This is a genomic window from Neobacillus novalis NBRC 102450 (assembly GCF_001591805.1).
Taxonomy (GTDB): Bacteria; Bacillota; Bacilli; order Bacillales; family Cytobacillaceae; genus Neobacillus; species Neobacillus novalis.
Genome location: NZ_BCVP01000007.1, coordinates 109,389 through 130,072, shown reverse-complemented (window position 1 = coordinate 130,072; position 20,684 = coordinate 109,389). Strand labels below are relative to the sequence as shown.

Here is a 20,684-nt window from a genome sequence, read left to right as displayed (position 1 = left end):
TCATATACTTTTTTTCCTCCTTTGTGCATAAAGATGGAACAAGCCGTATTTTTTTAAGGGAGGAAGAAAAGTTGAAGAAGAATAGATATGTACTTTGTCTGCTGCTAGTGGCCTTCATGCTCTATTTTGCCGTTCCGAGATTATCGGTTCATGCAAATGGTGCGGAGGGAATATTTTCGATCGCTTGGCTTGCGTTTGCATTGATGGTGATCGCTGGAAATCTTACTGGTCTGCTTTATAGCCCGAAAAGACAAGGACAAAGACAGCAATCACAGCTGAAAAAAAAGAAATCCCGCGCATATTAATGGGAATAAGGTGACTTTGTAAGAAACCGCATTGAATCAAGGCCTTTTAAACTCTATAATTAAATTTAGACAAATCTGGTTAAGGACTGACTGGATAAATTGGAATTTGAAAATAGAGGGTGAAGGCTTGGCTACTAAGCATGAACAAATATTACAATACATTGATGGACTCCCGATTGGAGAAAAGATATCAGTCAGGCAAATTGCCAAGGCGATGTCCGTAAGTGAAGGGACAGCTTACCGGGCGATTAAGGAAGCGGAAAATAAGGGGTATGTCAGCACGATTGAAAGAGTTGGCACGATTCGAATTGAACGGAAGAAGAAAGAAAATATTGAAAAGCTTACTTTTGCCGAAATAGTAAACATCGTGGACGGTCAAGTATTAGGCGGCAGAACTGGCTTGCATAAAACCCTAAATAAATTTGTCATCGGGGCAATGAAACTTGAGGCAATGATGCGTTACACTGAAGCTGGGAACCTGTTAATTGTCGGAAACAGGACGCAGGCACATGAGCTGGCGTTAAAAGCAGGGGCTGCGGTGTTAATAACCGGAGGCTTTGATTCTGAGGAACACGTGAAAAAACTGGCAGATAAAATGGAATTGCCGGTTATTTCTACAAGCTATGATACCTTTACGGTCGCTACGATGATTAACCGGGCCATTTATGACCAATTAATCAAAAAGGAAATTATTTTAGTAGAAGATATTTTAACACCACTTGCAGACACGTATTATTTAAAAACGTCTGATAAGGTGGCAAAATGGCATGAATTTAACCAAGAAACAACACACAGCCGTTATCCTGTTGTCGACCAAAACATGAAGATTCAAGGAATGGTGACAAGTAAGGATATTTTAGGTCAGGATTTAGAAGCCTCCATCGACAAGATTATGACAAAACATCCGATGACGGTTAATGGCAAGACAAGTGTCGCTTCGACCGCCCATACGATGGTCTGGGAAGGGATTGAAGTGCTTCCCGTTGCCGATGACTCCAACCGTTTAGAAGGGATTATCAGCAGGCAGGATGTCTTAAAGGCACTGCAAATGAACCAACGGCAGCCGCAGGTTGGGGAAACGATTGATGACATCGTAACCAATCAAATGGTATTAATGCAGGGAAGGGCAAAAGGGGATGAAGTCTACTCCTGCGAAGTGACGCCGCAAATGACCAACCACCTCGGAACTATTTCGTATGGTGTCTTTACGACCATTGTCTCAGACGCTGCCAACCGGGTACTAAGAAGCTATAAAAAAGGTGACCTCGTTGTCGAAAACATGACCATTTACTTTATTAAACCGGTTCAAATGGAGAGTAGGTTAGAAGTTTATCCAAAAATACTTGAAGTAGGACGGAAATTTGGCAAGGTAGATGTAGAAGTGTTCAATGAAGGGGTCTTGGTTGGAAAAGCGATGATGATGTGTCAGTTAATTGACAGAAGTTAACAATGTGAAAGCCGCTTCCCAGCCTGAGAAGCGGCTCAACTTTTATTTTTGGGCATCGAGGGTCTTTGCTTCCTCGATGGCAAATGGAAGGTAATGTTTATATTTTTTGAAGCCAATCCAGCTGAATATGGCGCCATAAATAATAAATATGGCGGCAACAAGATAAGTCACCGTCGATTCGGAGATGAATAGCAGATGATTGATACCAAATAATAATACAAATAGCCCAAGGGCAATATTTGCTTTTGCTGAAAGCCATTTCTTTTCGACATGACGGTTGCTTCTGAAGTATTTTGTTTTATAAAATAAATAGAAAGCAAATAATAGTACAATTAAGACAACGAATACAAACATGATCTGTTCCTCCAAGTTTCGAAAATCTTCTATAATTGTACCTGTTCTATTAAAAAAATGCCACATTTGGTTCTAAGAAGGAGACCCTATGATTGAGAAAATAATAGCAGCAATTGAACAATATGAAACGATTATTATCCATCGCCACGTCCGACCTGACCCTGATGCCTATGGTTCACAAGGCGGATTGGCGGCAATTTTACAAACATCTTATCCGGAGAAAAAGGTTTACGCTGTTGGCCAGGAAGAACCAACGCTAGATTTTCTGCGGAGGCTTGATGTTATTGAGGATGAAGTCTATAAAGGTGCCTTGGTAATTGTGTGTGATACGGCAAATGCCGAAAGGATTTGTGATGACCGCTATTCATTGGGAGATAAGCTGATCAAAATTGATCATCATCCAAACGAAGATCCTTATGGTGATTTATTATGGGTCGACACAAATGCCAGCTCATGCAGTGAGATGATTTATGAATTTTATTTAGCCGGAAGAGAATCAAGGCTGAAAATGAATGATGAGGCGGCAAGACTGTTATACGCAGGGATTGTCGGTGATACAGGCAGATTCCTTTTTCCAAGTACGACAGAAAAAACCTTTGCCTATGCGGGGGAATTAATCCACTATCATTTCTCGCGGACTGAACTATTTGACAGGATGTATGAATTGGATGCCCATATCATTAAGTTAAACGGGTATATTCTCCAAACATTTGAGCTCCAGAAAAACGGTGTTGCTTCTGTTAGACTGACAAAAGAGTTATTAGCGGAATACGGGGCAAAGCCGGCAGAGGCCTCCCTGCTTGTCGGAACATTAGGAAATGTAAAAGGGATTAAAGCCTGGGTCTTTTTCATTGAGGAAGGCGACCAAATACGGGTGCGGCTCCGTTCAAAGGGACCGGTGATCAATGGGGTAGCGAGAAAGTTCAAGGGGGGCGGACATCCACTTGCCTCGGGTGCATCAATCTATTCGTGGAACGAAGTGGAGGACGTCTTAAAAGAACTAGACGAGGTATGTGAAAACTATTTACAATAATAAAGAACGGCCCAGAAATTGGGCCGTTTATTCAAATTGTATTTCAAGCTGTATCGTTAGGTTTGTAAAAATAACCAATTCATTCACTTTAAGTTTATATCGTTTATCATTAATTTTGATAGGTTTGTTTTCAATGATTTTTTTCAGTAGATCCTTCGATTTGTAGACCGTTTCCAAATCCTTTGCCAGCATCATGTCGATATCATCTCTAACCGAGTCCTCTGTCTCTAAAACACTTAAGGAATCCAGCTTATATTTTTCTGCATTGAGTATCTTTATATTGATTTTCTGAACCGTAAGCTGCTCAATATTCCGTTTGTTCATCTCCTTATATTCTTCCTGCCAAATCTTTTTCTCATTGTTTAAATCCACGATTTCCTGCTGTTGTTTACGAAGCAATTCCGTATTCTCTTCCTGCCAGACACCGTAAATATATAAAAAGATGCACCAGCTTATGGCACCACCAATAGCCATCCCGGCAAAAAAGCGCTGCCATGCTGGTCTGCGATATAATGGCGGAATTCTCATGATGATATATACTCCTGGGTAAGCCAATTAATAATGAGTGCACCTGTCTGGGCGCCGCCTAAGGCAGAAAGAATTAATAATAATTGTTTAAACAGATCCTTTGTGCCCGCATCCAAAAAGCCTTTTTCAAACGAATATACTGTATCAAATGTCCCGCCGATTGCCGCTATTATTGCCCAAATTCTAAGTGAAGAAGACAGGCGATAAACGGTTGTAAGCGGAGGTTGACCAGTTAAGAAAGCGGCAATTCCGCCAATTAATGACCCGCCCAGCAGAACCCCTAAGGCAATAAAATAGCTTTCGATAAAAGCAGGAAAAAAACCAATTTCTTTCATCCCTTCAACCGCCCTTACAGATAATCACATGACCTTTCTATCAAATATATGGACAAACCGTTAAGAATATGATGAATAAATGAGAACATATTTTCTTTTTTCGCATAAAAGTTCTATAATAAAGAGTAAGATCAAGTAATTAAGGGTGTGAAGAGGATGTCTTTTATTCACCTGCATGTTTATAGTGCGTATAGTCTGCTTACAAGTACGGCCTCAGTCCCTCATCTAATTGAAAATGCCAAGAAGAAAGGCTTTATGGAGCTTGCATTAACTGACCGAAATGTCATGTACGGGACAATTGAGTTTTATAAATTGTGTAAAAAAAATAACATTAAACCAATCATTGGGTTAACCGTGGATATGGAAAGTGATAGTAAAGAGAATGAGTCCTATCCACTGGTCTTACTTGCTGAAAATAATACAGGTTATAAGAACCTATTGAAAATCTCCAGTACGGTACAAACGAAAGCCGATAATGGGATTCCGCTAAAATGGCTAAAGCATTATGCTAAGGGGCTGATTGCGCTTACTCCTGGAATGGAGGGAGAAATTGAACAGTCCTTGTTGAATGGGAAAGAGGAATTTGCCAGAGAGTTAATAAAAAAGCTTGAAGCCGTTTTCGGCGCCGGGAATTTTTTTCTTGCAATCCAAAATCACCAACTGGAACAGGAGACGGAACTAAGGAAACAGCTCCAATTGCTTTCAAAAGACATGAATGTCCCGTTAGCGGCCGCCAATCAGGTCTATTATTTAGAAAAAGAAGACATGTTTGCTCAGGAGTGTTTGTCAGCTATTAAAAATGGTGAGAAATTACAGGATGACCATAGAGAAAGATTGCAAAGCGATCAATACTATCTGAAAACAGCCAGTGAAATGATCGACTGCCTTTCCGAGTTTCCTGAAGCATTGGAAAACACAATCCATATCGCTAAAAGATGCAATGTCAATATAGAACTCAATAAAACCTATTTGCCTGCTTTCCCGACAGAAAATGGCCTGGATGCTGAGGAATATTTGGAGAGATTATGCCGAAAAGGATTGAGCGAGCGCTTTTCCTCGCCAAGCCAAGAATATTTTGAACGATTATCCTATGAACTAGCAGTAATCAAACGAATGAAGTTTAGCAATTACTTTTTAATTGTCTGGGATTTTATGCGATATGCCCGTGAAAATGGAATATTGACCGGACCTGGCAGGGGTTCGGCAGCGGGGTCGCTTGTTGCTTATGTTTTGTACATCACTGATGTTGACCCAATCAAGCATACCTTGTTATTCGAACGGTTTTTGAATCCTGAGCGGATTTCGATGCCTGATATCGATATTGACTTTCCGGACCATCGTAGAGATGAAGTGATTGAATATGTAGCTAAGAAATACGGCGAGCTCCACGTTGCGCAAATAGTCACGTTTGGAACGCTGGCGGCCAAAGCGGCATTACGTGATGTCGGCCGGGTATTCGGCCTGAATTCAAAGGAACTGGAGCAATTGTCAAGGCTTATTCCATCACGTTTAGGAATAAACCTGCAACAGGCATTTGAAGAATCTGAAGGGCTTCGCAGGCTGATTAATGAAACCGAGCAATACAAACGGCTATTTGAAACAGCCTTAAAGCTCGAGGGTCTGCCGCGCCACACATCTACACATGCTGCAGGTGTTGTCATTAGCGACAAACAGCTCATTGAGTTAATTCCGATTCAACGCGGGTCTAACCAAGTTTATTTAACTCAATATTCAATGGAGCATCTTGAAGAAATTGGTCTCCTCAAAATGGACTTCCTTGGCTTACGAAATCTTTCTCTAATTGAAACAATCCTATCGTCCATACATCGTCATACAAGGAGAAATATAGACATCGGGCAAATCCCATTAGAAGATACCAAGACGTTTGAACTATTAGCAAGGGGCGAAACGACAGGGATATTTCAGCTGGAATCGGAAGGGATACGGAAGGTGTTAACCAGATTAAAACCTTCACGCTTTGAGGATATTGTAGCCGTCAATGCGTTGTACCGGCCCGGGCCAATGGAAAGTATCCCGCTCTTTATTGATCGAAAGCATGGCCGTCAAGCAGTCGAATACCCACACCCAGATTTGCAACCAATCTTAGAGAATACCTACGGTGTTATTGTCTACCAAGAACAAATCATGCAGATTGCTTCGGTAATGGCAGGATTCTCACTTGGTGAAGCCGATCTTTTGAGAAGGGCAGTCGGGAAGAAGCAAAAAGAGGTACTTGATAAAGAGCGACATCATTTTGTTCAAGGAGCACTAAAAAAGGGTTATAACCAATCTCTTGCCAATGAGATTTATGATTTAATTGTCCGCTTTGCAAATTATGGCTTTAATCGCAGTCACGCAGTGGCTTACAGCATGATTGCCTACCAGCTTGCCTTTTTAAAAGCTAATTATCCAACTTTTTTTATGGCAGGTCTGCTTACCGCAGCAATTGGAAATGAAACAAAAATTGCTCAGTATATCATGGAAACAAAGCAAAAGGAAATTACCGTCCTGCCTCCATCTATCAACTATAGCGGTTTTTCATTTCATGTAGATCAAACAGGAGCCATCCGCTACAGTCTTGCTGCCATCAAAAGTGTTGGTGCCCAAGCATTGAAGGAAATCTTTCAAGCAAGGAAAAAGAAAAAATTTGCGAACCTTTTTGATTTCTGTATTAGGGTTTCTTCTAAAGCGATTAACCGGAAAACACTGGAGTTCCTTGTCCATTCTGGATGTTTTGATGAGTTCGGTGAAGACCGAGCCGTCTTGCTAGCCAGTTTAGATGTAGCGATTGAGCACGCTCAAATTTTTAAGCCTGACGATGCCAGTCAAATTGATTTATTCGATGATGAATTTGTTCCCAAGCCGAAGTATGTTCAAGTCGATCCCATAAGTCAGGAGCATAAGCTGACATTTGAAAAAGAGGCACTTGGCTTCTATCTATCTGATCATCCCATTTCTATTTTTGCAAAAGAGCTTAAAGTTTGCGGTGCAGACGTTTTATTCGATTTGAAAAATGGGGTAAAAAGGGCTTCTGCAGGTGTCTATCTTTCATCCTTGAAAGCTATTCGCACCAAAAAGGGTGATTCAATGGCCTTTTTAACTGTAAGTGATGCCACTGGTGAAATGGAAGCAGTCGCGTTCCCGACGGTCTATAAAAGGCATCAACAGCTTTTAAGACAGGGGAATTTTGTGCTGCTGGAAGGAAAAATTGAAGAACGCGAAGGGGAACCGCAATTTATCATTCAGCATGTTTCTGGGTTAGAACAATGGATTCAAACAAAATTAGTAAAGCAGTCAGTATTATATTTGAAAATTGTCGAGAATATACAGGATGAGCAATCATTACAAAAAATAAATCAGCTTCTTAAAGGAAATAAGGGTGAAGCAGGCGTTATTTTGCATTACGAATCAACCCGAAAAACAGTAAGGCTAGGTAAGGAGAATAACGTAAATCCAACCTCCGAATTACTGCAGCAATTAAAAAAAATACTCGGTTCAAAAAATGTTGTCCTGAAAGATTAATTCTTTACAACTTTCGAAGATATGTTATAGTGATAAAGAGACAAGTGTGGTCTGACCACCAATGTTGGCTTGTTATTTAGCGGGATGTCCCGATTCTTTTTGTATAAATCAAAGGGGTGACATATCTTGACTTTACGTGAAGAAGCATTACATATGCATCGAGTTAATAAAGGAAAGTTAGAGTCGAAATCAAAAGTTCCTGTCCGGAACGCTCATGATTTAAGTTTGGCCTATTCACCAGGTGTGGCAGAGCCATGTAAAGATATTTATGAAAAGCCAGAAACGGTTTATGACTATACCATGAAAGGAAACATGGTTGCGGTGGTATCCGATGGGACGGCCGTTCTCGGACTTGGGAATATTGGACCCGAAGCAGCACTTCCTGTTATGGAAGGAAAAGCTGTTCTATTTAAAAGCTTTGCCGGCGTTGATGCATTTCCCATTTGCTTAAACACGACAGATGTGGATAAAATTGTTGAAACCGTAAAGTTGCTTGAGCCTACATTTGGCGGTGTGAATCTGGAAGATATCGCTGCTCCTAATTGTTTCGTGATTGAGGAACGATTGAAGAAGGAAGCGAATATTCCGATCTTTCATGATGACCAGCATGGTACAGCCATTGTTACCGTGGCAGGCCTTGTCAATGCCCTTAAAATTATAGACAAAAAAATGACCGAAATTAAAGTGATAGCAAGCGGTGCTGGTGCAGCCGGGATCGCGATTATTAAGTTGTTATATAGCTATGGTGTCAGAGACATCATTATGTGTGATACGAAAGGTGCCATTTACGAAGGACGCCCACAAGGGATGAATGCGGTAAAAGCAGAAGTAGCCAAATTTACTAATCGGGATAACCTGACAGGAAGTCTCGCGGATGTTATTAAAGGCGCGGATGTATTTATCGGGGTTTCAGTAGCTGGCGCTCTAACGAAAGAAATGGTAGCATCGATGAACCCGGATTCGATTATTTTTGCGATGGCTAATCCAGACCCTGAGATTATGCCGGATGAAGCAAAAGCAGCCGGAGCCAAAGTAGTTGGAACTGGCCGGTCTGATTTTCCAAATCAAGTAAACAATGTCCTGGCGTTTCCTGGGATTTTCCGTGGAGCGCTTGATGTTCGCGCAACACATATAAATGAAAAAATGAAGGTAGCAGCAGTGGAAGCTATTGCCGGCTTAATCAGTGAAGATGAGTTAAATGCTGACTATGTCATTCCAGCACCTTTTGACCCTAGAGTAGCCCCAAATGTGGCTGCAGCAGTAGCAAAGGCTGCGATGGAAACAGGGGTAGCCCGCATCAAAGTGGATCCGGAAGATATTAAAGAAAAAACGCAAAGGCTCGCTATTATTGGTAAAAGTGAGTGATAAAGTAAGTGACGAATACAAAAGTATACTTAGAGATTGTAAAGCAATTACGAGAAATGATAACCATAGATGATCTAAAGTCCGGAGATAAAATTCCATCAGAACGGGAATTGTCTGAGCGCCTGAATTTCGGGCGCTCTTCCGTTCGCGAAGCATTAAGGGCATTGGAATTGCTCGGTTTAATTGAAACACGGCGCGGCGAAGGAACGTTTATCAGAGACTTTCGCGGCAATCAGCTGGTGCAGCTCCTCAGCAGCTTTATTTTGCAGGATGAAAAAGCAAAGCAGGATGTATTTGAAACAAAAAATATTATTGAGATGGATTGCCTGCGCTTAAGTCTACAACGAATGGACAGTAGAAGCATAGCAAATTTGCAAGAATGGGTAAGGACAGTAGACAGCTTTAATGATGATGAGTTTTTTATTCGGATTATCGAGATGGCAGATAATCACCTATTCGCTAGAATTTGGCTGATTTTGAAGGATTATTACTATTCACTGGACACTATTCCCATTGAGTACAACCGCGAGAACTATCAATTATTAATAGATGCATTAGCAGAAAAGGATGAGGAAAAAACACTTTCTGCTTATTGTGCTCTCCGAAATTTGTCTTTTTTTATCGACAAATACTAACAGATTTTGAATTTATTTTATTTTATAGTGGAAGTTAAACAAGCCCTTGGGTAAGGGTATTTTTAATTATCTAGTGGTCTGACCACTAATGGAGTATAGAGTTAATAAAGGATAGAAAGACTTCTGAATAGAATTATCAGGAAAAACCTGCTTGTTAGGCAGGAGTGTTACAAAGGAGGATACATTTTGGCACTAAAAGATCTTTTTGTGAAACCAAATCAAAAAAAGAAAAAATATGCAACAATTCCTACAGAAACTGCTAAAAATGACGTGCCTGAAGGAATTATGACTAAATGCCCTTCATGTAAAAAAATCATGTATACGAAGGAATTGGCGAAAAACTTTAAGGTTTGTTTACATTGCGGACATCATTTTCAAATGAATTCAAGAGAGCGGATTGACAGTTTTCTTGATGAAAACAGCTTTGAAGAGATCAATGAAAATATGATATCTAAAAATCCATTAAATTTCCCAGATTACCTTGAAAAGCTTGAAAAGGATCGCCAAAAAAGCAAATTAAATGAAGCAGTGGTTACAGGCATTGGAACCGTCAATGGTAATAAAATTGTCCTGGCGATCATGGATGCTTCGTTCCGAATGGGAAGCATGGGTTCTGTAGTCGGTGAAAAAATAACGCTAGCGATAGAAAAAGCCGATGAGCTTTCTATACCGTTTATGATCTTTACTGCCTCCGGCGGTGCAAGGATGCAGGAAGGTGCCTTGAGTTTAATGCAAATGGCAAAGACAAGTGTTGCCTTAAAGAGGTTCAGTGAAAATGGCGGCTTGATAATTTCTATGATGACCTACCCGACAACAGGCGGTGTTTCTGCCAGCTTCGCGTCGTTGGGCGATTTCAACTTTGCTGAGCCAGAAGCATTAATCGGCTTTGCCGGCCGCAGAGTAATTGAACAATCCATTCGTGAAGAATTGCCTGCAGACTTTCAAACGGCTGAGTTTCTATTAAAGCATGGTCAGTTAGACGCAATCATTTCACGACTTGAATTAGTTGAAAAAATCACAAACATTTTAGAAATTCATCAACCAGGAGGTGAACTCGAATGGTAGGAGAATTGGAATTCGAACGCCCAATTGTAGAGTTAAGAAAGAAAATCAACGAAATAAAAGAGTTCACTGAAACAACAGATGTCGATTTAAGTTCTGAAATTGCCAAATTAGAGGCGCGGCTTGAAAAGCTAGAGGCGGATATATACTCCAATATTAAACCGTGGGATCGAGTGCAAATAGCTAGGCATCCAGGCCGGCCGACAACATTGGACTATATTTCCTATTTATTTGATGGATTCTTTGAATGCCATGGCGACCGAACTTTCGCAGATGATGCAGCCATTGTTGGCGGAATAGCCAGGTTTAAGGGGCTTCCTGTTACCGTTATTGGCCATCAAAGAGGAAAAGATACGAAAGAAAATATTCGTAGAAATTTTGGAATGCCGCATCCCGAGGGCTACCGAAAAGCACTCCGTTTAATGAAACAGGCGGATAAATTTAAGCGCCCAATCATTTGTTTTATCGATACAAAAGGAGCCTATCCAGGTAAGGCCGCGGAAGAACGCGGTCAGAGTGAAGCGATTGCCCGCAACCTATTTGAAATGGCAGGCCTCAGGGTGCCGGTTATTTGTATTGTTATTGGCGAAGGCGGCAGCGGTGGTGCGCTGGCCCTTGGTGTTGGCAATCGGATCTACATGCTTGAAAACTCAACCTATTCAGTAATTTCTCCTGAAGGAGCAGCGGCTATTTTGTGGAAAGATGCGGCCCTCGCCAAAAACGCGGCTGAAACGATGAAGATTACGGCACCTGACCTAAAAGAATTAGGTGTTATCGATGAGATTATTCCCGAAATCAAGGGTGGAGCCCATAAAGATGTGAAGCAGCAGGCTGAAGAAATCGAAAAGTTACTGAAAACCTCACTACAACAGCTGCTTACCCTTTCTGAAGAGGAATTAATTGCCGATCGGTATAATCGATTTAGGACAATTGGCGAATATAGCTTAATGAATGATTATATTAGCGTTAATTAAAAAAATCGTGCTCACATGGGCACGATTTTTAAATATGTGCAGTTCATGAATGTTCACATAAATTTCATTGAATAGATGATGACGACGCTTTCAAAAGGGGATAAAACGTTTTCAGTTCACTAACTATTCCGTCTTTAGTAATTACTAATATGAATCGGTTGTTAAGGGCAATTCTTCATGTTATTTTATAAATATTAGAAGCTTTTATGTGAATAATAGAAGTAGGTGTGAAAACAGTATCTTTTCTAATTTAATGATATTATATATATATATGTTTTCTTAATTCATGATTGAGGTGATACACATGAAAAAAATAGGGGTACTTACAAGCGGCGGCGATGCCCCGGGAATGAATCCGGCGATTCGGGCAGTTGTCCGGAAAGCAATATTTCATAATGTGGATGTGTATGGCATTTATGGAGGGTATTCAGGATTAATTTCCGGAAATATTAAGAAGCTTGAACTTGGTTCTGTTGGTGATATCATTCACAGGGGAGGAACGATGCTTCAATCGGCGCGGTGCATAGAATTTAAAACAAAAGATGGGCAGCAAAAAGGTATTGAGCAGCTAAGGGCCCATGGAATCGAGGGACTTGTTGTTATCGGCGGGGATGGTTCCTACCGAGGAGCTAAAGCATTATCAGAGCAAGGATTCCCGTGCGTAGGTGTACCGGGGACAATTGATAATGATATTCCAGGCACAGAACGGACAATTGGATTTGACACTGCCTTAAATACGGTCATCGATGCTATCGATAAAATTCGTGATACAGCTACCTCCCATGAAAGAACCTTTGTCATCGAAGTAATGGGTCGGAACGCTGGTGACATTGCTCTATGGGCTGGACTAGCCGGCGGGGCAGAAACAATTTTAATTCCTGAAGAGAACTATGATATCAATGAAGTGGCGGAAAGGCTGCGCAGCGGTCAGGAACGCGGGAAAAAGCATAGTATCATTATTGTTGCTGAAGGTGTATGCAGCGGGTATGAATTTGCCCGTCAGCTTGAAGAAGCAACCAGCTTTGAAACAAGAGTATCGGTATTAGGCCATATCCAGCGGGGCGGTTCCCCGACTGCGGCAGACAGAGTGCTTGCCAGCAGATTAGGTGCAAGAGCAGTCGAGCTTTTAATTGAAGGAAAGGGCGGCCGTGCAGTAGGAATAGAAAAGAATCAGCTTGCTGATTACGACATTAGTGACGCTCTAAACAAAAAACATACCTTGGATCTTGACCTCTTCAAACTATCAAAAGAATTATCTATTTAATTATTTGTTTTAACCAAATAGGAGGCTTTTAAATGTTACGAAAAACGAAAATCGTTTGTACAATTGGTCCTGCTAGTGAAAGTGTAGAAAAATTAACTCAATTGATTAATGCAGGTATGAACGTTGCCCGCTTAAATTTTTCACATGGTGATTTTAAAGAGCATGGTGCTCGAATCGAAAATATCCGCGAAGCGTCAAGAATTACGGGAAAAACGGTTGCCATCCTACTGGATACAAAAGGTCCGGAAATTCGGACAAACAATATGCAAAACGGTGCAATTGAGCTAAAGGCGGGCGGAAATGTGATTGTTTCAATGACAGAAGTCGAAGGAACAGTCGAAAAGTTTTCCGTTACATACCCTGGATTAATTGAAGATGTACATGTAGGCACTAAAATTCTTTTAGACGATGGATTAATCGGTCTTGAAGTAATAGAAATAAATAAAGCAGCAAATGAAATTTATACGAAAATTCTAAACAGCGGTACCTTGAAAAATAAAAAGGGTGTAAATGTTCCGGGTGTGTCCGTTAATCTGCCGGGGATTACAGAAAAGGATACACAGGATATTCTCTTTGGAATTGAACAAGGCGTTGATTTTATTGCGGCATCATTCGTCCGCCGGGCAAAAGACGTTTTAGAAATCCGTCAACTGCTGGAAGAAAACAAGGCAGTATATATCCATATTATTCCTAAGATTGAAAACCAAGAAGGCGTAGATAACATTGATGAAATTTTAGAAGTCTCTGATGGCCTGATGGTTGCCCGTGGCGATCTTGGAGTTGAAATCCCAGCTGAAGAGGTTCCGCTTGTTCAAAAAATGCTGATTAAGAAATGTAATGCCCTTGGAAAACCGGTCATAACTGCTACCCAAATGCTTGATTCGATGCAGCGCAACCCAAGACCAACACGTGCGGAAGCGAGCGATGTAGCCAATGCCATTTTTGATGGGACAGATGCAATCATGCTTTCTGGTGAAACGGCTGCGGGCCTTTACCCAGTAGAAGCAGTTCAAACAATGAACAATATTGCTTCGAGAGCCGAGCAGGCATTAGAACACAAGGAAATTTTATCAAGCCGGAGCAAAGACGCCGAACACAACCTAACAGATGCGATTGGCCAGTCTGTTGCCCATACCGCTTTAAACTTAGATGTAAAGTCAATCATTACCCCAACGGAAAGCGGTCATACTGCCAGGATGATTTCGAGGTACCGTCCGAAGTCGGCGATTGTTGCTGTAACAGCAAATGAACCCGTTTGCCGCCGTTTACAGCTTGTCTGGGGAGTCTATCCACAGCTTGGCAGAATCTGCACGACTACAGATGAAATGCTTGATATTGCCGTCGAGGAGAGCTTAAATAGCGGCATCGTAAAGCGTGGCGATTTAGTTGTTATCACTGCAGGGGTTCCAGTTGGTGAAGCTGGAACAACAAATCTGATGAAGATCCATGTAGTCGGAGAAACAATCGCCAAGGCGCAGGGAATTGGCCGCAAATCCGCTTTTGGTAAGGTGGTCCTTGCTCATAATGCAGAAGAGGCCTTAGAAAAGGTAAAGCCGGGTTCGATTCTTGTGACAATCGGTTCAGACCGTGACATGGTTCCAGCGATTGAAAAATGTGCTGCCCTCATTACCCAAGAAGGCGGGCTCACCAGCCATGCCGCTGTTGTTGGGTTGAATCTTGGCATCCCTGTGATTGTCGGCGTAGATCACGCATTGGATTTGTTCAAAGATGGCCAAGAAATTACCGTTGATTCTGCTAGAGGTGTTATTTATAACGGCCACGCTAGTGTTTTATAAGCATTAAAAAAACGTCAGCTCCCGACCTGGAAGCTGACGTTTTATTTATGACTCTTTCCCCTTAATAAATCCCCAAATATCATGAAAAACATTGGCGCGATACAGGGTACTGATAATAACCAGGGTTACTGGACCGACAATTAATCCTAAAAAACCGATTGTTTTAAAACCGACAAATAACGCAATCAATGTCGCTAATGGATCTAAACCAATACTCGAAGAAAGAATCTTTGGCTCCATCACTTGTCTTTGAACGAGGACAATAAGATAAAGAACACCAAGGCCAATGGCAAGGCCCATATTGCCGCTGATGGCCGTGTAAATAATCCATGGAACAAACACTAACCCTGTACCAAGATAGGGAAGAACATCAACAATCCCAGTAACAAGTGCAATCGTTATCGCATAATCGACACGAAGGACAAGCAGACCGATAAGGATAATCACCGTTGTAATCGAGATTAGGGTTAACTGCGCTTTAATAAAACCGAATAACGCCTTTTTTAAATCAATAAACACGGTTCTGCCGCTCGTTTTTGCTTTTTCAGGTACTAGTTTGCCGCCGAGTGCTGATAACCGATACCAATCCTTGCTGATGAAAAAGGTAGCCAACAATGAAAATATTAGCACTGTCGCTGCATTCGGAAGCCAGGTTAAAATATTGGGAATGATTCCGAACAGATTCTTAATAAACGAGCCAGCAGTTGTTCCGATTTTCTGACCGATATTTTGGATATTACTACTAATTGTCTCTTTCTGTCCTGCCCCAAGCTTATTAAATAAACTTGTTAAATGATCATAGAACGGAAGGATTTGGGCTGTAAAATAGTCCTCAATATAGCCAATCAACGTATCGAGATGTTCTGGTACTACCGTAGCCAAATAGTTTGCACCCGTGACAATTTCAGCTACTAAAAGGGTAATCAACCCTGCAAATACGGCGAAAATAATGATAAGCGCAACAAAAACCGCAAGCACACGCGGCATTTTCCACTTCTTTTCAAAAAAGTTAACAAGCGGATTAATGAAAAAGGCAATAATCAGACCAATTAAAAATGGATACGTCAACGTAGACAAATAGTAAAAAAGGTACAGTGCAAGTATGACGCCGCCTACAACAAGTAAAAATCTAATTGTCCGGTATATGTACTTAGGATTCAATGACACCCCTCCTTTTTAATATAGTTTAACATTTTATGAATTAAGCTGCATAATTTTCCAATGGAAAATTACCGCTTTAATAATTATTACGAGAATCATTGGGAAAAGTTTCATTAAGAAATTGAACAAAAAACTATGGAAACCTAAAGACTACTCTTTAACTGACATTATGGTACGATAATTTAGGTTAAGGATGGATAGGCAAATGCTTAATGAGTCATTATTATGCTTACTAATTGATTTTTTGTATAGATTTTTTGTAAAATAATATTTTTTTTGTCTTTTTCAACTCCTTTTCGTTCACAAAAATTTGATAATTGTTTATAATAGGCTTGTAAGCGTATCCTTTTTTACATAAACCATATATATATGCTGATTTTCTTGTAAAATAACTTTTTATTGCAAATGAAAGGGCATACAAGCAATTTATTTATGTCCCGAGCAATCGCTCAGTCAGCTAAACCGGGATAACCTTTGAGGGGAATACTGGGACAATACTTTATGCCAATTCTTCCGGCTATTCATTGTGTTTTGTTTACAAAATTGGGCAATGGGGAATTTAGAAATGTGAAGGAGAGATTTATTATGACAGTAACACGCGGTCTTGAAGGGGTAGTGGCAACAACTTCGTCAATCAGCTCTATTATTGATGACACGCTAACATATGTTGGCTATGACATTGATGATTTAGCTAAAAATGCCAGCTTTGAAGAGGTTATTTATTTGTTATGGCATCGTAAGCTGCCTAATGCAGAGCAATTAGCAGAATTGAAACAACAGCTTTCTGAAAATGCTGCCCTTCCACCTGAGGTAATCGAGCATTTTAACATGTATCCGATTCAAAAGGTACACCCAATGGCAGCACTTCGCTCAGCGGTCTCTTTATTGGGACTTTACGATGATGAAGCTGATGTAATGGATACTGAAGTGAACTACAGAAAAGCGATTCGACTTCAAGCGAAAATGCCGGCTATTGTTACGACATTTGCACGGGTTAGAAAAGGCCTTGAACCGATCGCCCCAAAACAGGATTTAAGCTATGCAGCTAATTTCCTTTACATGTTAACTGGGAAAGAGCCAGAGAAAATCGCAGTTGAAGCAATTGACAAAGCACTTGTTTTACATGCAGACCATGAATTAAACGCATCTACCTTTACAGCACGTGTTTGTGTGGCTACCTTATCCGATATTTATTCAGGAGTCACTGCGGCAATCGGAGCTCTTAAAGGACCACTACACGGCGGCGCAAATGAAGCCGTCATGAAAATGCTGACTGAAATTGGTACAATCGAAAATGTTGAACCATATATTCACGGCAAGCTTGAAAACAAAGAAAAAATCATGGGCTTCGGTCACAGAGTTTACCGCAAGGGAGACCCTCGTGCCAAGCATTTGAAAGAAATGTCAAAAAAATTAACCGAGCTGACTGGCGAACCGCATTGGTATGATATGTCAGTGAAAATTGAAAGCATCGTTACGGGTGAAAAGAAACTGCCGCCAAACGTAGATTTCTTTTCTGCTTCTGTCTATCACAGCTTAGGCGTTGACCACGACTTGATGACACCAATCTTTGCTGTAAGTCGTGTTTCCGGATGGCTTGCCCATATTTTAGAGCAATATGAAAACAACCGTTTAATCCGTCCGCGGGCAGAGTACACGGGTCCTGGAATGCAGAAATACATTCCAATCGAGCAAAGAGGTTAATATTTTACTTTTATTAATATTATTGATGTAATAGTATTGAATGAAAAGGTTAGAGGCTCTGGCTCTCTAACCTTTGATTCAGTCATTAGCGTGACAAAGGGTTTTTACATAATAGGAGGGGGAACAACTATGCTAGGCGAAAAAATCACGGTTAAAGATGGAGTATTAAATGTACCAAACAATCCAATTATCCCATTTATTGAGGGAGACGGTATCGGTCCAGATATTTGGGCTGCTTCTGAGAGAGTTTTAAATGCAGCGGTTGAAAAAGCCTATAAGGGTGAACGTAAATTAGTATGGAAAGAAGTTTTAGCAGGTGAAAAGGCATTTAACCAAACGGGTGAATGGCTCCCATCAGCAACACTTGATGAAATCAATGAATATTTGATTGCCATTAAAGGACCACTAACTACCCCTGTCGGCGGCGGAATTCGTTCCTTGAACGTTGCTCTACGTCAAGAGTTAGACTTGTTTGTTTGCTTACGCCCTGTAAGATGGTTTGAAGGTGTTCCTTCACCGGTTAAGCGTCCGCAAGATACAGATATGGTCATCTTCCGTGAAAATACTGAAGATATTTATGCTGGAATCGAGTATGAAAAAGGGACAGAGGCAGTCAAAAAGGTTATCGACTTCCTTCAAAACGAAATGGGTGTTAATAAAATCAGGTTCCCTGAAACGTCAGGTATTGGTATTAAACCTGTTTCTGAAGAAGGGACAACTAGACTTGTACGTGCAGCTATTAACTATGCAATAAAAGAAGGCCGTAAATCCGTTACACTCGTGCATAAAGGAAATATCATGAAATTCACTGAAGGCGCGTTTAAAAACTGGGGATATGAGCTTGCTGAAAAGGAATTTGCCGATAAAGTCTTTACATGGGCTCAATATGACCGGATTAAGGCAGAGCAAGGATCAGATGCAGCGAACAAGGCGCAATCTGATGCAGAAGCTGCTGGAAAAATCATCGTGAAAGATGCAATCGCTGATATTTTCTTACAACAAATTCTTACTCGCCCACGTGAGTTTGATGTTGTGGCTACAATGAACTTAAACGGCGACTTCATTTCAGATGCACTTGCAGCACAAGTTGGCGGCATCGGAATTGCTCCTGGAGCTAACATCAACTATGAAACTGGGCATGCTATTTTTGAAGCCACACACGGTACTGCACCTAAATATGCAGGTCTTGATAAAGTAAATCCTTCATCTGTCATCTTATCAGGTGTATTGATGCTTGAGCACTTAGGCTGGACTGAAGCAGCTACAATGGTTATTAAATCAGTAGAAAAAACAATTGCATCTAAAGTTGTTACTTATGACTTTGCCCGCTTAATGGATGGAGCTACAGAGGTAAAAACTTCAGAGTTTGCTGATGAGCTAATTAAGAATATGGAATAAGAAAAGCCGGGGCTTATTTTAAGCCCTGACTTGGATAATTAATATATGCGTAAAAGGGGAGAGTCACAATGTCATTAAAACGTAAAAAAGTTTCTGTAATCGGCGGCGGTTTTACTGGTGCCACAACTGCATTTTTACTTGCACAAAAAGAACTTGGGAATGTTGTTTTAGTTGATATCGCTCCAATGGAAAACCCTACAAAAGGTAAAGCGCTTGATATGCTTGAAGCTGGTCCAGTTCAAGGCTTTGATGCCTCAATTACGGGAACTTCTAATTACGAAGATACCCGCGATTCTGATATCGTTGTGATTACCGCTGGAATTGCACGTAAACCAGGCATGAGCCGTGACGATTTAGTGCAGACGAACCAAAAAGTAATGAAAAGTGTAACTCAAGAGATTGTGAAATACTCTCCAAATTGTACGATTCTTGTGTTAACAAACCCTGTTGATGCGATGACTTATACTGTATTTAAAGAATCAGGTTTCCCTAAGAACCGCGTTATCGGTCAATCAGGCGTTCTTGATACAGCTCGTTTCCGTACATTTGTGGCTCAGGAATTAAATCTATCGGTTAAAGATATTACTGGATTTGTTTTAGGCGGACACGGAGATGATATGGTTCCACTTGTACGTTATTCTTATGCTGGTGGGATTCCATTAGAAACATTAATTCCTAAAGACCGCTTGGAAGCAATTGTTGAACGGACAAGAAAAGGCGGCGGCGAAATCGTTAACCTTCTTGGTAACGGCAGTGCTTACTATGCACCTGCAGCTTCATTGGTAGAAATGTGTGAAGCGATTTTGAAAGACCAACGCCGTGTGTTACCATCGATTGCGTACCTTGAAGGGGAATTTGGTTATGAAGGTATCTACCTTGGAGTACCAACCATCCTTGGTGCAAACGGGATTGAAAAAGTAATCGAGCTAGAGCTTACTCCAGACGAGAAAGCAGCCTTAGACAAGTCTGTTGAATCCGTTCGCGGTGTAATGGAAGTATTAGCTTAATTTATAGAAATTCGGGGTCTTTTTGGGATCCCCGGATTTTTTTCGATTTAATAATGAAATCGCTTTCAGTGAGGTGTGTGTTGAATGCTTTTAGGAAAAAAAAGAAAGCTTGGCCGCAGGATTGAAGAAATAACGGTTGGTGAAAAGTTATCCTTGACGGAGAAAATCGAAGATAAGGATCTTCTGCTATATTTAGGATTAACAGACGATGCAAACCCTCTTTACATACAACATGACTATGCGTCACAGACGCCATTTAAAAAACCGATTGTTCCAAGTATCATGCTAACAGGGATGATTACCTCAGCTATCTCAAAATATTTACCCGGACCGGGAAGCCATATATTAAGCCAGGAAATTGAATTCACTAAGCCTGTCTATCATTACGGAACCGTCGAGTTTTTGTTTGAGGTAATTGAGGTTAATAGTGATGAGCATACTGTGGTTATCAATGTTACTGGGGCGAATGAAAAAAAAGAAACGGTGATCTCTGGTCATGTAAAGGTCTGCCCACCGCATCGATTGGAAGAATTCCATGGTAAGGCATTGGAGAATTTCTGATGGTAAATAGGTTCTAACTCTGGAAGGTTCATGAGGACAAAAACCACTAGAAGAGTGCCGGAATTGTCCTCATGAGAGGTTCATGAGGACAAAAACCGATAGAAAAGAGCAACCTTAAACGAATAGCATTCCTTTCAAACCCCACCTTTTTGTAAACCACTATAATTAACATTTATAAAAAAAATCCCACCAATTACCCCTTTTTCTTATACCAGTCCGAAAAACTAGATAAT

The 20,684-nt window shown here is 40.9% G+C and carries 18 protein-coding genes; 14 read left to right on the top strand and 4 right to left on the bottom strand.

The features are described 5' to 3' along the window. Positions 1-71: 71 nt before the first annotated feature. Together BANVL01_RS05200 and BANVL01_RS05195 are read left to right on the top strand one after the other, a co-directional pair. The gene (locus BANVL01_RS05200) at positions 72-305 is read left to right on the top strand and encodes a hypothetical protein (RefSeq protein ID WP_066090787.1); all 234 of its coding nucleotides are present in this window, start codon (positions 72-74) and stop codon (positions 303-305) included. Positions 306-432: 127 nt separating this feature from the next. After that, complete coding sequence (locus tag BANVL01_RS05195) at positions 433-1,752, top strand: CBS domain-containing protein (protein WP_066090784.1); 1,320 nt, start codon at positions 433-435, stop codon at positions 1,750-1,752. A gap of 42 nt (positions 1,753-1,794) precedes the next feature. On the opposite strand, the gene BANVL01_RS05190 is transcribed toward BANVL01_RS05195, so the two are convergent. Continuing rightward, a complete protein-coding gene (locus BANVL01_RS05190; protein ID WP_066090781.1) occupies positions 1,795-2,106 on the bottom strand; it encodes a YtpI family protein in 312 nt (103 codons plus the stop codon). Positions 2,107-2,194: 88 nt separating this feature from the next. Here BANVL01_RS05190 and BANVL01_RS05185 point away from each other — a divergent pair, with 88 nt between their 5' ends. Further along, positions 2,195-3,139 (top strand): DHH family phosphoesterase, encoded by a 945-nt coding sequence (locus BANVL01_RS05185; RefSeq protein ID WP_066090778.1) that lies wholly within the window; start codon positions 2,195-2,197, stop codon positions 3,137-3,139. A 27-nt stretch (positions 3,140-3,166) separates the two neighbouring features. Here BANVL01_RS05185 and ytrI read toward each other — a convergent pair whose 3' ends face one another. Continuing rightward, a complete protein-coding gene (ytrI, locus tag BANVL01_RS05180; protein WP_066090774.1) occupies positions 3,167-3,667 on the bottom strand; it encodes a sporulation membrane protein YtrI in 501 nt (166 codons plus the stop codon). Then, entirely contained in the window at positions 3,664-4,002 is a 339-nt protein-coding gene (ytrH, locus tag BANVL01_RS05175) for a sporulation membrane protein YtrH (protein ID WP_024028593.1), read from the bottom strand. Before ytrH ends, ytrI begins: the two co-directional genes overlap by 4 nt. Before the next feature lie 156 nt (positions 4,003-4,158). On the opposite strand from ytrH, the gene dnaE reads away from it, so the two are divergent. The 7 genes from dnaE (at position 4,159) to pyk (ending at position 14,620) form a co-directional block, all read left to right on the top strand. After that, positions 4,159-7,524 (top strand): DNA polymerase III subunit alpha, encoded by a 3,366-nt coding sequence (gene dnaE, locus BANVL01_RS05170; protein ID WP_066090772.1) that lies wholly within the window; start codon positions 4,159-4,161, stop codon positions 7,522-7,524. 126 nt (positions 7,525-7,650) lie between these two features. Continuing rightward, positions 7,651-8,889: an NADP-dependent malic enzyme gene (ystJ, locus tag BANVL01_RS05165; protein WP_066090769.1), complete on the top strand. Its 1,239-nt coding sequence runs from the start codon at positions 7,651-7,653 to the stop codon at positions 8,887-8,889. 8 nt (positions 8,890-8,897) lie between these two features. Next, on the top strand, positions 8,898-9,524 hold the full coding sequence (locus BANVL01_RS05160; protein WP_425311838.1) for a FadR/GntR family transcriptional regulator: 627 nt from the start codon (positions 8,898-8,900) through the stop codon (positions 9,522-9,524). Between the two features lie 186 nt (positions 9,525-9,710). After that, on the top strand, positions 9,711-10,589 hold the full coding sequence (gene accD / locus BANVL01_RS05155; protein ID WP_066090766.1) for an acetyl-CoA carboxylase, carboxyltransferase subunit beta: 879 nt from the start codon (positions 9,711-9,713) through the stop codon (positions 10,587-10,589). Further along, positions 10,583-11,560, top strand: a complete 978-nt coding sequence (gene accA, locus BANVL01_RS05150; protein ID WP_066090763.1) for an acetyl-CoA carboxylase carboxyl transferase subunit alpha — start codon at positions 10,583-10,585, stop codon at positions 11,558-11,560. Before accD ends, accA begins: the two co-directional genes overlap by 7 nt. 304 nt (positions 11,561-11,864) lie before the next feature. Then, complete coding sequence (pfkA, locus tag BANVL01_RS05145) at positions 11,865-12,824, top strand: 6-phosphofructokinase (protein ID WP_066090760.1); 960 nt, start codon at positions 11,865-11,867, stop codon at positions 12,822-12,824. Between the two features lie 32 nt (positions 12,825-12,856). Then, positions 12,857-14,620 carry a pyruvate kinase gene (gene pyk / locus BANVL01_RS05140; protein ID WP_066090757.1) on the top strand — a complete coding sequence of 588 codons (1,764 nt, stop codon included), beginning with the start codon at positions 12,857-12,859 and terminating at the stop codon, positions 14,618-14,620. A gap of 45 nt (positions 14,621-14,665) precedes the next feature. Here the strand turns inward: pyk and ytvI are convergent, their stop codons facing one another. Next, entirely contained in the window at positions 14,666-15,781 is a 1,116-nt protein-coding gene (gene ytvI / locus BANVL01_RS05135) for a sporulation integral membrane protein YtvI (protein ID WP_066090752.1), read from the bottom strand. 585 nt (positions 15,782-16,366) lie between these two features. Between ytvI and citZ the strand changes: the two genes are divergently transcribed. The 4 genes from citZ to BANVL01_RS05115 all read left to right on the top strand — a co-directional run bounded on the left by citZ (position 16,367) and on the right by BANVL01_RS05115 (position 20,451). Beyond that, positions 16,367-17,485, top strand: a complete 1,119-nt coding sequence (gene citZ / locus BANVL01_RS05130; protein WP_066090749.1) for a citrate synthase — start codon at positions 16,367-16,369, stop codon at positions 17,483-17,485. A gap of 129 nt (positions 17,486-17,614) precedes the next feature. Beyond that, a complete protein-coding gene (gene icd, locus BANVL01_RS05125) occupies positions 17,615-18,883 on the top strand; it encodes an NADP-dependent isocitrate dehydrogenase (protein ID WP_066090746.1) in 1,269 nt (422 codons plus the stop codon). A gap of 68 nt (positions 18,884-18,951) precedes the next feature. Next, positions 18,952-19,890, top strand: coding sequence for a malate dehydrogenase (gene mdh / locus BANVL01_RS05120; RefSeq protein WP_066090743.1), 939 nt, complete (start codon positions 18,952-18,954; stop codon positions 19,888-19,890). An 84-nt stretch (positions 19,891-19,974) separates the two neighbouring features. Beyond that, positions 19,975-20,451, top strand: coding sequence for a MaoC/PaaZ C-terminal domain-containing protein (locus BANVL01_RS05115; RefSeq protein ID WP_066090740.1), 477 nt, complete (start codon positions 19,975-19,977; stop codon positions 20,449-20,451). Positions 20,452-20,684 lie beyond the last annotated feature (233 nt).

Coding starts and splice junctions, on each gene's coding strand:
- BANVL01_RS05190 (WP_066090781.1), bottom strand. CDS start 2,106: ATGTTTGTATTCGTTGTCTTAATTGTACTATTATTTGCTTTCTATTTA.
- BANVL01_RS05185 (WP_066090778.1), top strand. CDS start 2,195: ATGATTGAGAAAATAATAGCAGCAATTGAACAATATGAAACGATTATT.
- ytrI (WP_066090774.1), bottom strand. CDS start 3,667: ATGAGAATTCCGCCATTATATCGCAGACCAGCATGGCAGCGCTTTTTT.
- ytrH (WP_024028593.1), bottom strand. CDS start 4,002: ATGAAAGAAATTGGTTTTTTTCCTGCTTTTATCGAAAGCTATTTTATT.
- dnaE (WP_066090772.1), top strand. CDS start 4,159: ATGTCTTTTATTCACCTGCATGTTTATAGTGCGTATAGTCTGCTTACA.
- accA (WP_066090763.1), top strand. CDS start 10,583: ATGGTAGGAGAATTGGAATTCGAACGCCCAATTGTAGAGTTAAGAAAG.
- pfkA (WP_066090760.1), top strand. CDS start 11,865: ATGAAAAAAATAGGGGTACTTACAAGCGGCGGCGATGCCCCGGGAATG.
- pyk (WP_066090757.1), top strand. CDS start 12,857: ATGTTACGAAAAACGAAAATCGTTTGTACAATTGGTCCTGCTAGTGAA.
- citZ (WP_066090749.1), top strand. CDS start 16,367: ATGACAGTAACACGCGGTCTTGAAGGGGTAGTGGCAACAACTTCGTCA.
- icd (WP_066090746.1), top strand. CDS start 17,615: ATGCTAGGCGAAAAAATCACGGTTAAAGATGGAGTATTAAATGTACCA.
- mdh (WP_066090743.1), top strand. CDS start 18,952: ATGTCATTAAAACGTAAAAAAGTTTCTGTAATCGGCGGCGGTTTTACT.
- BANVL01_RS05115 (WP_066090740.1), top strand. CDS start 19,975: ATGCTTTTAGGAAAAAAAAGAAAGCTTGGCCGCAGGATTGAAGAAATA.